The sequence below is a fragment of the Sodalis sp. RH20 genome, from assembly GCF_047324205.1.
Taxonomy (GTDB): Bacteria; Pseudomonadota; Gammaproteobacteria; order Enterobacterales; family Enterobacteriaceae; genus Acerihabitans.
The window spans coordinates 255,008-268,634 of sequence record NZ_CP178733.1; the positions used below are offsets into that span (position 1 = coordinate 255,008).

The window sequence follows — 13,627 nt, forward strand, 5'->3', positions numbered from 1 at the left end:
CTGATTTTCAGAATAATTTTTTCGACCAGCCGAGCTTGGTGCTGAGCGTATTGAAATAGTTGTAATCATGGGGATGGACCAGATCCAGGTGATATTCGCTGCGCCGGATAAAAATTTCCTCGCCCTCCTGTATCGGCAGCGCGATCTGGCTGTCGCAGCTGATCTCCAGTTCGCTGCTGGCCTGGGAAAATTTCAGCCGGATGGTGCTGCTGCCGTTGATAACCAGCGGCCGGGAGGACAGGGTATGCGGAAACATCGGCACCAGGACGATGGCGTCTAGGGGCGGGGTCAGGATCGGGCCGCCGGCGGAGAGGGAATAGGCGGTGGAACCGGTCGGCGTGGCGATGATCAGGCCGTCGGAACGCTGCGAAAAGGCGAAGCTATCGTCGATATACACTTCAAATTCAATCATATGCGCCACCTTTCCAGGATGGAGCACCACTTCGTTGATGGCGGTGCTGAGCCGTCCGCATTCATTGCCCCGGCAGACCTGGGCCTCCAGTAAAAAACGCTGTTCGCAGCGGTAATTGCCCGCCAGCACGTCCGTAAGCTGCTGCAGCGCGGAATCGGGATCGAGATCGGTAAGAAAGCCCAGATTGCCGCGGTTGATGCCGATGACTTTAATATCGTACCGCGCCAGGATGCGCGCCGAGCCCAGCATATTGCCGTCGCCGCCCACCACCACCGCCAGATCGGCCCGCTGGCCGATATCCGCCAGGCTGCCGGTAATAGCGCCGGTAAGATCAAGGTCGCGGGCGATGTGCTGCTCCATGATCACCTCATGTCCCTGCCCGATCAGCCAGTGGTACAACATCTCGTGCGTGGCCAGGGCGTTGGGATGACGCGGATGGCCGACAATGCCGATGCTTTTGAAAGGGGTGTTCATGTATTTGCTTTTCCTCGCCGTGTTTTGCTGACTACATTATGCGACATCCCTTGAATACCTGCTATTCATCCCCATAATAAGCGGAGTAGCAAGACTAAAAGGCTAAAACGCGGAGAACTCATGATGAGTAGTAAAGAACAGAAGATACCTGACGAGCAAGTCTCACAAGACATTACCACGGATGAGATGGATGCCGGGCAGCGGATGGACGCGGCGCCCGAGACGGAGAACGTCGTGGATCCGCGCGATGAGCGTATCGCCAGTCTGGAAGCCAAGCTGGAAGAATTGCAGCAGCGCGAGCGCGACAGCCTGCTGCGCGCCAAGGCGGAAATGGAAAATCTTCGTCGCCGCACCGAGCTGGATGTGGAAAAAGCCCATAAATTCGCCCTGGAAAAATTTGCCGGCGAACTGCTGCCGGTGATTGACAATCTGGAACGCGGCCTGGATATGGCCGATAAAAACAATAGCGAGCTGACCCCGCTTATCGAAGGCATCGAACTGACCCTGAAGTCGCTGCTGGACGTGGTGCGCAAGTACGGCATCGCCGTGGTCGACCAGACCCATGTGCCGTTCGATCCCGCGGTGCACCAGGCCATGACCATGCTGGAATCCGATGAGCACGAGCCAAACCATGTCATGATGATTATGCAAAAAGGCTACACCCTGAACGGCCGCCTGCTGCGTCCCGCCATGGTGGCGGTATCGAAAGCCAAGGCGTAGGATTTCCGCGCCCGCGAGCCGGTCGTCGAGCCCGATAACCGGCCCATTCCCTGTTCCCCCAGTTATTCCGACGGCAACCGCGGTTGCCAGTCAATCTCCGGTTTTCCCTGCTGTGCCAACAGGGCGTTGGCCCTGGAGAAATGCCCGCAGCCTAAGAAACCCCGGTGCGCCGACAGCGGCGACGGATGCGGCGCTTTCAGAATATGATGGCGTTGCGGGTCGATAATCGTGCCTTTTTTTTGCGCGTGCGATCCCCACAGCATAAAGACGATCCCCTCGCGCTGCTCGTTCAGCACGGCAATCACTTTATCGGTAAAGGTTTCCCAGCCCAGGCTGGCGTGGGAATGGGCCTTGCCCGCCTCGACGGTAAGCACGGTATTGAGCAGCATCACGCCTTGCCCGGCCCAGCTTTGCAGGCAGCCGTGCTCCGGTTTGGTAAAACCCGGAATATCATTGGCCAGCTCTTTGTAGATATTGACCAGCGAGGGCGGGGCGGGCACGCCCGGCCGGACGGAAAAGGACAGGCCGTGCGCCTGGTTGGGGCCGTGGTAGGGATCTTGCCCCAGTATCACCACCTTTACCGCGGCAAGTTCGGTGAAGCGGAACGCGTTGAATACGTCTTTTTGCGGGGGATAGATAATCTTGCCCGCCGCCCGCTCGCTGGCGACGAAGTTCAGCGTTTGCTGGAAATAGGGCTTGGTCTTCTCTTCGGCGAGCGCATCCCGCCAGGTTGGACTTTGTGTCATGGTACGCTCCATGTGGATTGGCGACTGGCGTTAGCTTACCGGCTTATGTCCGCAGGCGGAATCTTTTCCGCCGCCAGGGGCACGCCAACAAAATAAATAAAGCTTAAAAAAAAGTTAAATTAGTGAAAGTGATAAATAACTCAAAAATTGATATAAAACAAAAACATGACTTTTTGATGCGTTTCTTTACTACGGATAAATTGATTTAAATCAAGGAAACGATGCCGATTGGCTGGTATACAGTCAGTTAGACAAATTGGTTTTACCAAATACCCAAGCAGCCGGTAGCCTACCGGACGACGACGGGCAGATTTTGTAGCCACACCATGGAGACATTCTATGATTATCGGAACTCAAATCACCAAGGCCGACAACAAAGCATTGGTTAACTCTTTCTGGCTGCTGGATAACAGCATTGAACAGGCCCGTTGCCTGTGTGCCGTTGCCGGCTACGCCGACGATCAGGTCGTTGCCTTAAGTGAACTGGGCAATATCGAATACCGTCAAATTCCGCTGGAAGCCAAGGAAACCGTACGCGTGGAAGGCGGCCAGCATCTGAATGTCAACGTGCTGACCCGTGAAACCCTGGAAGACGCCGTGGCCAACCCGGACAAATATCCGCAGCTGACCATCCGTGTCTCGGGCTATGCCGTGCGTTTTAACTCGCTGACGCCTGAACAGCAGCGCGATGTCATTACCCGTACCTTTACCGCCGCCCTTTAACGGCGTCGCGGTGTATAAAAGGGAGCCTAGGCTCCCTTTTTGATTTCCGCTATTTCCGCACGGCAAAAACCCTGTATTAAAATCAATATGTTGCGTTTAGAAATGCTGAATTCCCGTCTGGATCAAAATATGAATATTCACCCCCTGCGCCTATTTTGACCAATGCCATTTTATGGCAAAACTATCTTTAACCTAATGAAATAAATTGTTTTTTTCATTCATTTACGCCGCGCTTGTTTGTGGCGCGCGCAGCTTTCAGCCGGAAATTAGCTGATTTAGGCGAAAAATGGCTTAAGGCGTTGAAACTTACCCCTAAGGCGACAAAAAAGCCGCCCGTGCGGGCGGCTTTTCAGGGCGCGTGATGGTTTATTCATCATGCGGTTTTGGCGTAACGGCCGCCGCCGCATCCTCCGCGGCCGATTTTGGCGCCCGGCGTTTGCCGATATTGCGCTTATCGCGTAAACGCACCTTGACCTTAACCTTGTCCTTCATCTGGCTCAGCTCTTTTTTCTCTTTGCGTTTGGCCAGCACTTTTTTCGAAGGTTTGCCGGTGGTTTTTTCGGCCGGCGCACGGGTGACGGGACGCAGTTCATCCACCACCCGCGCTTTCAGCGGCTCGTTCAGGTAGCGGCTGATTTTACCCAACAGCAGATGATCGTGCGCCTCCACCAGAGAAATGGCCGAGCCTTTGCGTCCGGCGCGGGCGGTACGGCCGATACGGTGCAGGTAGACGTCGGCGGTGGTCGGCAAATCGAAGTTGATGACATGGCTGATATCGTCGATATCCAGGCCGCGCGCCGCCACGTCCGTCGCCACCAGCACGTTCATCCGCCCGTCGGTCATGCGGTTGATGGCTTCATTGCGTTTGGCCTGCACCATTTCGCCTTCCAGATAGCATGTGGCGATGCCGGCCGCGTGCAGCCAGCCGACCAGTTCATGCACCCGCTCGCGTTTGCGTACGAAAACGATAGCCTTGGTCACGTCCGGCAGTTTGAGCAGATGGGCCAGCAGGGCGGTTTTATGCTTGATATCGTCGGCGCGATAATACCATTGGGTGATCTTTTTACGCTCGCGCCGTGAGGGCGATGCGTCGATTTCCACCGGATCGTTTAGCAGCCGCTCGGCGAAATCCTTGACCGCGTTGCCCTCCAGGGTGGCGGAAAACAACAGGGTCTGCTTGCGCCAGCGGGTTTCGGCGGCGATCAGCTCCACATCCTGCGCAAAACCCATTTCCAGCATGCGATCCGCTTCATCCAGGATCAGCGTTTCCACCGCGCGGCAGTCAAAATTTTCTTCCTTGATATATTGCAGCAGCCGGCCGGTGGTGGCCACCACGATATCCTGGTTGTCGCTGAATACGATGGCATGATTCATAAACGCCACGCCGCCGGTGATGGTGGCGATGTCCAGGTGCGTATGCGCGGCGAGTTCCTTGGCCTGTTCCGCCACCTGCATGGCCAGCTCGCGGGTAGGGGTGATAATCAGTACCCGCGGCGGGCCGGATTTCCGGCGGGGGAAATCAAGCAGGTGCTGCAATACCGGTAACAGATAGGCGGCGGTCTTGCCGGTACCGGTAGGCGCCGAACCCAATACGTCGCGCCCGTCCATCGCCGGCGGGATCGCTTCGGACTGAATGGCGGTGGGGCGCTCGTAACCTTTATCGCGCAGTGCGGCGATCAGGCTTTCATGCAGGTCGAGTTCGGAAAATTGGGTTACAGTCATGGTCTACCTCTGGTTGGGGCGCAGATTATAGACGGATCGCGGATAATCTTCATCTGTTTCCGCGCAAACGGATGATTTCATCCGCGGCCGGTTTGCCATAAAGTACCCCGATATGTCCCAAAGAGCCTAATAATGATCGAATCGTTAAAACAGACTATGCCGCTGCGCCGGGACGGTTTTACCTTCAGGCAATTTTTTGTCGCCCACGACCGTTGCGCAATGAAAGTGGGGACCGACGGCGTGCTGCTGGGGGCCTGGACGCCCCTGGGCACGGCGCGGCGGGTGCTGGATATCGGCGCCGGCTGCGGCCTGATCGCTCTGATGGTGGCGCAGCGCGCGGACCCTGGCGTGCGCATTGACGCCGTCGAGCTGGACCCCGCCGCCGCCGGACAGGCGGGGGAAAATTTCGCCGCCAGCCCGTGGTCGTCCCGCTTGCGCATTTTTAACGGCGATATACTGGACTTTGCGCCGCAGGCGACGCCGGGGTTTTCCGCGCAACGCGGCGGGAAAGAGGATCCCGGGGCGGGATATGGGCTGATCGTCAGCAATCCGCCTTATTTTCCGGTCGGTTTGGCCACCAGAAGCGCTGAGCGCGATAAGGCGCGTTACACGGCGACCCTGACCCACCGGCGCCTGCTGGATGCCGCGCGGCGGCTGGTGGCCCGCGACGGCCTGTTGACGCTGGTATTGCCGACCGCTACCGGCGAAGAGGTCATCGCCATGGCGCAGCGCGGGGGCTGGCATTTGCGTTATCGCACCGACGTGGCCGATCGCGCGGGAAAACCCTGTCATCGGGTGCTGCTGGGCTTTTCGCCGCAGGCGGGAGAACTGACGTATACGACATTGGCGCTGCGCGCTGGCGACGGCGCTTATTCCGCCGCCTATCGCGCACTGACCGACGGGTTTTATTTATCCCGGCCGGCAGGGTAGGACCGGCGGGCGGGCCGCCGGTTTGCCATGGATCAGGGATGCAGGATGGTCGGCTGCGGGTTGGTGGCCATTTCCGGATAATCCAGGGTGTAATGCAGGCCCCGGCTTTCTTTACGCAGCATGGCGCTCTTGACGATAAGCTCGGCCACCTGGGTCAGGTTGCGCACTTCCAGCAGGTTATTCGAGATACGGAAGTTGGAATAGTACTCGTCGATTTCCCGCTGCAGCAGGTTAATGCGATGCAGGGCGCGCTCCAGGCGTTTGGTGGTGCGCACGATGCCCACGTAATCCCACATAAACAGCCGCAGCTCGTGCCAGTTATGCTGTAGCACCACCTCCTCGTCGGAGTTGTCCACCCGGCTCTCATCCCAGGCCGGCAGCTGTTTGGCCAGCTTGATGGCCGGCAGGCGCGTGCGGATATCCTCCGAGGCCGACCAGCCGTAGACCAGGCATTCCAGCAAGGAATTGGACGCCAGGCGATTGGCGCCGTGCAGGCCGGTATAACTCACTTCGCCGATGGCGTAGAGTCCGTCGAGATCGGTGCGCCCGTGCTGATCCACCATTACGCCGCCGCAGGTATAGTGTGCCGCCGGCACGATGGGAATCGGCTCTTTGGTCAGATCGATATCCAGCGTCAGCAATTTTTGGTAAATCATCGGGAAATGCTGGCGGATAAAGTCCGCGGGCTTATGGCTGATATCCAGGTACATGCAGTCGGCGCCCAGGCGCTTCATTTCATGGTCGATGGCGCGGGCCACGATATCGCGCGGCGCCAGCTCGGCGCGCTCGTCGAAATCGGGCATAAAGCGCGAGCCGTCCGGACGTTTCAGGTAGGCGCCCTCGCCGCGCAGCGCCTCGGTAAGCAGGAAATTACGCGCCTGGGGATGGAACAGGCAGGTGGGGTGGAATTGGTTGAATTCCAGATTGGCCACCCGGCAACCGGCGCGCCAGGCCATGGCGATGCCGTCGCCAGACGAAATATCGGGATTGGTGGTGTACTGATAAACCTTCGAGGTGCCGCCGGTAGCCAGCACCACGGCTTTGGCCCGGCAGGTTTCCACGCGTTCCTTTTCGCGGTTCCAGATATAGGCGCCGACCACGCGCCGGGTGCCGGGCAGGCCGATTTTATTGGAACTGATCACATCCACCGCGTTGCAGCGTTCCATAATATGGATATTGGGATGATTGGCCGCCTGGGAAACCAGGGTGGTTTCCACCTCTTTGCCGGTGGCGTCCGCGGCGTGCAGGATGCGCCGGTGGCTATGGCCGCCCTCGCGGGTCAGGTGATAGCGCTCATCGGGAGACGTGCCGGCATGGTGTTCCGTTTCCACGCCGCCGGTGCCAGTGCCGGATTCCGTATCGAACAACACGCCCTGGTCTATCAGCCACTGTACGCAATGACGGGCGTTGCCGGCGATGAATTCCACCGCCTCGCGATCGCACAGGCCGGCGCCGGCGATCAGCGTATCCTCGACGTGGGAGGCGATAGTATCGGTTTCATCGAACACCGCCGCGATCCCGCCCTGGGCATAATAGGTTGATCCTTCGTTAAGCGGGCCCTTGCTTAAAACCATGACCTTACAATGTCCCGCGAGACGCAGCGCCAGTGAAAGACCGGCGGCGCCGCTGCCAATGACCAGCACGTCGGTTACATGTTCAGTTAAAGGTTGCATAATGGGGTGGTTACCCTGCCAGAAATAATAGTTTTCCGATGTTAGCACTGTATGATTTAGGGCTGAACCGCTAATTGCTGATATTTTACCCGTGGGGGTATTTACGCATGTTTACTGACATCCGGAGGATTTCACGGTACCCTGCGCTTTCAATAGGGTGCCGGGCGTAAACGTGCCGCTTCGGCAGAGTGATTTCAGGATTCTGACACTATAAAACTTTATTTCATGATAGTCTGACTGCTTCCCGGCCAACGTGCTGGCGCGCCGAGATCCGTCCCCGATTACATTTAACAAAAAAGACAGGCGGGACGGAACTTTATGTATAGCGTAAACTCCAAACGGGAGCTTGCTCGTGTTATGGGTTTAGAGGCTGGCGGTACTATTTTTCGCGTGGAGATAAATTTGAGGAGAATTTACCTCGGATGAGCGAGCAGTTAACGGATCAGGTGCTGGTTGAACGGGTACAAAAAGGCGACCAAAAAGCGTTCAATTTACTGGTCGTTCGTTACCAGCACAAAGTGGCGAGCCTGGTATCCCGATATGTTCCCCAGGGGGATGTGCCGGATGTGGCCCAGGAATCGTTTATCAAAGCTTATCGCGCCCTCGAGTCATTTCGGGGGGATAGCGCTTTTTATACATGGTTGTATCGTATCGCTGTTAACACGGCTAAAAATTATCTGGTTGCTCAGGGCCGGCGCCCACCGTCAAGCGATGTGGACGCCAACGACGCCGAAAATTATGAAAGTGCCGGCGCGTTGAAAGAAATATCGAACCCTGAGAATTTAATGTTGTCTGAAGAGTTGCGACAGATAGTGTTTCGCACTATCGAAGGGCTTCCCGAAGATTTGCGTATGGCAATCACGCTTCGGGAACTGGATGGCCTGAGCTATGAAGAGATAGCGTCCATCATGGATTGCCCGGTGGGAACGGTAAGATCGCGAATCTTCCGTGCGCGCGAAGCTATTGACAACAAAATTCAACCGCTGATTCAGCGATAACGATGGCGGCAGGAGAAGGTACCCACGCATGCATAACGAAAAGCTTTCCGCTCTTATGGATGGGGAGTCGTTCGATAACGAACTGCTCAACGAATTATCCAGGGATGATAAGTTACAACAAAGCTGGCAACGGTATCATCTGATTCGCGATACCCTGCGCGGGGACATCGGCGCGACGCTACATCTCGATATCGCCGACCGCGTCGCGCAGGCTATCGCCCGTGAGCCGGTCCGCCTGGTGCCCGATGCGGTCAAGGAATCGCAGCCGCAGCCCGAGACCTGGCACAAGCTGCCGTTCTGGCATAAAGCCCGTCCCTGGGCCGCGCAGATTACGCAAATCGGCCTGGCCGCGTGCGTGTCGCTGGCGGTGATTGTGGGCGTGCAACACTATAACCAGCCGGTCAACAACGATACCCAGCCGGAAGCGCCGGTGTTCAATACGCTGCCGATGATGGGCCAGGCGTCTCCGGTCAGCCTGGGCGTGCCTTCGGCGACCAACACCGCTGATAACGGTTCCCAGCAGCAGGTGCAGGAACAGCGCAAGCGTATCAACGCCATATTGCAGGATTATGAACTGCAGCGTCGGGTTCACTCCACGCAGCTGCAATTCGACCAGCATGAAACCCAGCAGGCCGCGGTACAGGTGCCTGGTACCCAGTCTTTAGGAATGCAACCGCAGTAATGAAGCCATTTTGGTGTGCTGTGTGTTTAATGACAGGCAGCCTGCTCTTTTCCTTCAGCGCGACCGCCGCCGATACGCCGGCCATGGCGCCCGGGGCGTTGTTGCAGCAGATGAGCCAGGCCAGCCAGTCATTGAATTATGAGTTTGCTTTTGTCAGCGTCAGCAAGCAGGGTGTCGACTCCTTACGCTTTCGTCACGCGGTGTATCAAAAACATCGCCTGGCCCAGCTGCTGCAAATGGACGGTCCCCGCCGCGAAATCTTACAGCGTGATAACGAGATCAGCTTTTTCGAGCCTGGTCTGGAGCCTTTTACGCTGGCCGGCGATCATATCGTTGATTCCCTCCCTTCTATCGTTTACGCTGATTTTGAACGCCTGGCCCAATTCTACGATTTTATTCCTGTCGGCCGCACCCGGGTTACCGATCGTCTGTGCGACGTGGTACGGGTTGTGGCGCGGGACGGCACACGATTTGGTTATGTGCTGTGGATTGACGCCGCCACCAAATTGCCGCTGCGCGCCGATCTGCTCGATCGCGACGGCGAGGCGCTTGAACAGTTTCGCGTGATCTCGTTTATCGTGGATCCGCAGGTGCAGTCCCTGATGCAAGGTCTGGAAACGGTCAACCTGCCGCCGCTGCTGGCTATGCCCGCCTCGGAGAAAGCGGAGTTTGACTGGACGACCAACTGGCTGCCGGCGGGCGTGAGTGAAGTCTCGCGCAGCCGCCGTACATTGCCCGGCATTAACGTGCCTATCGAGACCAGGCTGTTTACCGACGGATTGTTCAGTTTCTCGGTAAATGTCTCGCAGGCGCAGCAGGGCGACGCGGAGCGGTTTATCCGCACCGGCCGGCGCACCATACACACCGAGGTCCGCGACAATAAAGACATTACCGTTGTCGGCGAATTGCCTCCGGCTACCGCCAAACGCATTGCCGACGGCGTTTTATTTAAGGCGCAACCATGATCAAAGAATGGGCGACGGTTATCTCCTGGCAGCAGGGTGTGGCGCAACTGCGCTGCGAACAGCGTTCCGGCTGCGGCAGCTGCCACTCCAGCAGCAGTTGCGGCACCAGCATCCTCAATAAAATGGGGGCTGACTCAGCGCATCAGCTGAAGGTGGAAAGCAAGCATCCGCTGGTGCCGGGACAGCGGGTGGAAGTCGGCATCACCGAGGCCAGCCTGATCCGTTCGGCGCTGCTGGTCTATATGCTGCCGCTGGTGGGCCTGATCGGTTGCGCGGCCATTATGCAAGGCTGGTTTAATACCGACCTCGCCGCGGCCTGCGGCGGGCTTATGGGCGGTGTCGGCGGGTTTATGCTGGCGCGGTTTTTTGCCCGGCGCATCGGCAACGATCGCGAATACCAGCCGGTGATTTTGCAAGTCGCGCTGCCGCCGTCCTCGTTTTATCTCCGCCGTGAAACCCCATCCAGGGACTAAGGCCGTCTGGCCTTGCGGCCCCCATTACTACTTATGCCACTCCATACCATGATTAAAGCCGACGTCATTGCGCCTGATGATCTTCGCCGATGGCAATCTTGAGTAGCGCGAGGGATCGCGGGCATGGCTCGGCGATGCGGGAAGGGGGCTGTCATCGATGCTAACAGCGCCCACCTTTAATGATTTGTCCTTTCAGTGTAAGATGCCTCCATATTTTCACGGGTGGTTTGTACTTGTGCCCACGTCCGTGCCCATTGTCCTATTTTTTATCAAAAATACCCGAGAAAATTCCTTATAAATGAAGAACATTCGTAATTTCTCCATTATTGCCCATATCGACCATGGTAAGTCGACCCTATCCGACCGGCTGATCCAGACCTGCGGCGGCCTGGCGGAACGTGAAATGGAAGCCCAGGTCCTGGATTCCATGGACCTGGAGCGTGAACGCGGCATTACCATCAAGGCCCAGAGCGTAACGCTCGACTACAAAGCCAACGACGGCCAGATTTATCATCTTAATTTTATCGACACGCCGGGCCATGTGGATTTTTCCTATGAGGTTTCCCGTTCCCTGGCCGCCTGCGAAGGCGCGCTGCTGGTGGTGGACGCGGGGCAGGGCGTGGAAGCGCAGACCCTGGCCAACTGCTATACCGCCATGGAAATGAATCTGGAAGTGGTGCCGGTTCTGAACAAAATCGATTTACCCGCCGCCGATCCCGACCGGGTAGCACAGGAAATCGAGGATATCGTCGGCATCGACGCCACCGACGCGGTGCGCTGTTCGGCCAAGACCGGCGTGGGCATCCCCGAACTGCTGGAGCGGCTGGTGCGCGATATCCCGCCTCCGCAGGGCGACGCGGAAGCGCCCCTGCAGGCGCTGATTATCGATTCCTGGTTTGATAACTATCTGGGCGTGGTGTCGCTGGTGCGGGTGAAAAATGGCACCCTGCGCAAGGGCGACAAAATCAAGGTGATGAGCACCGGCCTGACTTATAACGCCGACCGGGTGGGCATATTCACCCCCAAACGCATCGATCGCGATATTCTCAGGTGCGGCGAGGTGGGCTGGCTGGTGTGCGCCATCAAGGATATCCTGGGCGCGCCGGTGGGCGATACCCTGACCCTGGCCCGCCAGCCCGCCGATAAGGCGCTGCCGGGCTTTAAAAAGGTCAAACCGCAGGTGTATGCGGGCATGTTCACCATCAGCTCCGACGACTATGAGGCGTTCCGCGACGCGCTGGGCAAACTCAGCCTCAACGATGCCTCGTTATTCTACGAGCCGGAAAGCTCCACCGCCCTGGGTTTTGGTTTTCGCTGCGGCTTCCTCGGCCTGCTGCATATGGAGATCATCCAGGAACGGCTGGAACGCGAATACGACCTGGAGCTTATCACCACCGCGCCCACGGTAATCTACGAAGTCGTGACCACCGATAACCAGACCATTTACGTCGACAGCCCGTCCAAGCTGCCGCCGCTGAATAATATCCTCGAGCTGCGCGAGCCTATCGCCGAATGCCACATGCTGTTGCCGCAGGAGTTCCTGGGCAATGTGATCACCTTGTGCATCGAGAAACGCGGTATGCAGACCAATATGGTCTATCACGGCAACCAGGTGGCGTTGACCTATGACATTCCCATGTCGGAGGTGGTGCTGGACTTCTTCGACCGGCTGAAATCCACTTCGCGCGGCTACGCCTCGCTGGACTACGGTTTTAAGCGATTCCAGACCTCGGACATGGTGCGGGTGGATATTCTGATCAACGGCGAACGGGTGGATGCCCTGGCCCTGATCACCCACCGCGACAATTCCCAGCGCCGCGGCCGCGATATTGTGGAAAAAATGCAGGAGCTGATCCCGCGCCAACAGTTCGATATCGCCATTCAGGCCGCCATCGGCAATCACATTATTGCCCGTTCCACCATTAAGCAATTACGTAAGAATGTCCTGGCGAAATGTTACGGCGGCGATGTCAGCCGTAAAAAGAAATTGCTGCAAAAACAGAAAGAAGGCAAGAAGCGCATGAAGCAGGTGGGGAACGTCGAGCTCCCGCAGGAAGCGTTCCTGGCGATCCTGCACGTTGGCAAAGACAGTAAATAACCCAAAGGAGTTGGCATGGCAAATATGTTTGCCCTGATCCTGGCAATAGCCACCTTGATAACCGGCATTATCTGGTGCGTGGATCGATTTAAACTGGCACCGGCGCGCCGCATCAGGCAGGCGCAGTTAAGCACGGCCGCGGAAGGTGACGCGGCGCAGAACAAGGCCTTGCTGAAAAAGGCCAAACAGCCGGGCTGGGTTGAAACCTGCGGTTCCATATTCCCGGTATTATTGGTGGTATTTATTGTACGATCATTTATTTACGAGCCGTTTCAAATTCCTTCCGGTTCCATGATGCCGACGCTGCTGGTGGGGGATTTTATCCTGGTGGAAAAATTTGCCTATGGCATCAAAAATCCCATTACCCAGACGACGCTGATACCGACCGGTCATCCGCAGCGCGGGGACATCGTGGTATTTAAATATCCGCCCGATCCCAAGCTGGATTATATTAAACGGGTGATTGGTTTACCGGGCGATCGGATTATTTACGATCCCCTGAACAAAAGCGTGACGGTACAGCCGGGCTGCGCCAATAATTCGTCCTGTTCCAGCGCATTAGCGGTGACTTATAGCGACATGGCGCCGAGCGATTTTGTCCAGACCTTTGATTCCACCGGCAGCGGCGAGTCCGCCACCGGCTTCCTGCAGGTCCCGCCCGATCAGCAGGTGGACGGCGGCATCCGCCTGGCGGAGCGCACCGAGACCCTGGGCAACGTGACGCACCATATCCTGACGGTGCCGGGCCAGCAGGATCAGGTGGGAATGTATTACCACCAGCGCAATCAGCAACTGGCGGAATGGTCGGTACCGGACGGGCAGTATTTTATGATGGGCGATAATCGCGACGACAGCGCCGACAGCCGTTTCTGGGGATTTGTTCCGGAAAAAAACCTGGTTGGCAAAGCGACCGCGATTTGGATGAGTTTTGAAAAACAAGAAGGCCAATGGCCCACCGGCGTGCGTTTACGGCGGATTGGTGCAATACATTAATCAAATACGTTTTTTAAG

The 13,627-nt window shown here is 57.3% G+C and carries 13 protein-coding genes; 9 read left to right on the forward strand and 4 right to left on the reverse strand.

Features of this window, described 5'->3' with window-relative positions:
• Positions 1 to 7 precede the first annotated feature (7 nt).
• Positions 8 to 886 (reverse strand): NAD(+) kinase, encoded by an 879-nt coding sequence (nadK, locus tag ACL2XM_RS01230; RefSeq protein ID WP_413721191.1) that lies wholly within the window; start codon positions 884 to 886, stop codon positions 8 to 10.
• A 123-nt stretch (positions 887 to 1,009) separates the two neighbouring features.
• Here nadK and grpE point away from each other — a divergent pair, with 123 nt between their 5' ends.
• Positions 1,010 to 1,606 carry a nucleotide exchange factor GrpE gene (gene grpE, locus ACL2XM_RS01235; RefSeq protein ID WP_410016750.1) on the forward strand — a complete coding sequence of 199 codons (597 nt, stop codon included), beginning with the start codon at positions 1,010 to 1,012 and terminating at the stop codon, positions 1,604 to 1,606.
• Positions 1,607 to 1,668: 62 nt separating this feature from the next.
• On the opposite strand, the gene ung is transcribed toward grpE, so the two are convergent.
• On the reverse strand, positions 1,669 to 2,352 hold the full coding sequence (gene ung / locus ACL2XM_RS01240) for a uracil-DNA glycosylase (RefSeq protein WP_410013968.1): 684 nt from the start codon (positions 2,350 to 2,352) through the stop codon (positions 1,669 to 1,671).
• Positions 2,353 to 2,691: 339 nt separating this feature from the next.
• Between ung and grcA the strand changes: the two genes are divergently transcribed.
• A complete protein-coding gene (gene grcA, locus ACL2XM_RS01245; protein ID WP_410013969.1) occupies positions 2,692 to 3,075 on the forward strand; it encodes an autonomous glycyl radical cofactor GrcA in 384 nt (127 codons plus the stop codon).
• 366 nt (positions 3,076 to 3,441) lie between these two features.
• Here grcA and srmB read toward each other — a convergent pair whose 3' ends face one another.
• A complete protein-coding gene (gene srmB / locus ACL2XM_RS01250) occupies positions 3,442 to 4,797 on the reverse strand; it encodes an ATP-dependent RNA helicase SrmB (RefSeq protein ID WP_413721190.1) in 1,356 nt (451 codons plus the stop codon).
• Between the two features lie 132 nt (positions 4,798 to 4,929).
• Between srmB and ACL2XM_RS01255 the strand changes: the two genes are divergently transcribed.
• Positions 4,930 to 5,727 (forward strand): tRNA1(Val) (adenine(37)-N6)-methyltransferase, encoded by a 798-nt coding sequence (locus ACL2XM_RS01255; protein WP_413721189.1) that lies wholly within the window; start codon positions 4,930 to 4,932, stop codon positions 5,725 to 5,727.
• A gap of 32 nt (positions 5,728 to 5,759) precedes the next feature.
• Here the strand turns inward: ACL2XM_RS01255 and nadB are convergent, their stop codons facing one another.
• Positions 5,760 to 7,400 (reverse strand): L-aspartate oxidase, encoded by a 1,641-nt coding sequence (gene nadB, locus ACL2XM_RS01260; protein ID WP_413732155.1) that lies wholly within the window; start codon positions 7,398 to 7,400, stop codon positions 5,760 to 5,762.
• Between the two features lie 422 nt (positions 7,401 to 7,822).
• On the opposite strand from nadB, the gene rpoE reads away from it, so the two are divergent.
• The 6 genes from rpoE to lepB all read left to right on the forward strand — a co-directional run bounded on the left by rpoE (position 7,823) and on the right by lepB (position 13,609).
• Positions 7,823 to 8,398 carry an RNA polymerase sigma factor RpoE gene (rpoE, locus tag ACL2XM_RS01265; RefSeq protein WP_162368415.1) on the forward strand — a complete coding sequence of 192 codons (576 nt, stop codon included), beginning with the start codon at positions 7,823 to 7,825 and terminating at the stop codon, positions 8,396 to 8,398.
• Positions 8,399 to 8,426: 28 nt separating this feature from the next.
• Entirely contained in the window at positions 8,427 to 9,080 is a 654-nt protein-coding gene (gene rseA, locus ACL2XM_RS01270) for an anti-sigma-E factor RseA (RefSeq protein ID WP_410013973.1), read from the forward strand.
• Complete coding sequence (gene rseB / locus ACL2XM_RS01275; RefSeq protein WP_413732156.1) at positions 9,080 to 10,045, forward strand: sigma-E factor regulatory protein RseB; 966 nt, start codon at positions 9,080 to 9,082, stop codon at positions 10,043 to 10,045. Before rseA ends, rseB begins: the two co-directional genes overlap by 1 nt.
• The gene (gene rseC / locus ACL2XM_RS01280) at positions 10,042 to 10,518 is read left to right on the forward strand and encodes a SoxR-reducing system protein RseC (RefSeq protein ID WP_413729645.1); all 477 of its coding nucleotides are present in this window, start codon (positions 10,042 to 10,044) and stop codon (positions 10,516 to 10,518) included. The genes rseB and rseC overlap by 4 nt, the downstream gene beginning before the upstream one ends.
• A 298-nt stretch (positions 10,519 to 10,816) precedes the next feature.
• Positions 10,817 to 12,616, forward strand: coding sequence for a translation elongation factor 4 (lepA, locus tag ACL2XM_RS01285; RefSeq protein WP_410013976.1), 1,800 nt, complete (start codon positions 10,817 to 10,819; stop codon positions 12,614 to 12,616).
• Between the two features lie 15 nt (positions 12,617 to 12,631).
• Entirely contained in the window at positions 12,632 to 13,609 is a 978-nt protein-coding gene (gene lepB, locus ACL2XM_RS01290; RefSeq protein WP_410013977.1) for a signal peptidase I, read from the forward strand.
• The last annotated feature ends 18 nt before the right edge of the window (positions 13,610 to 13,627 follow it).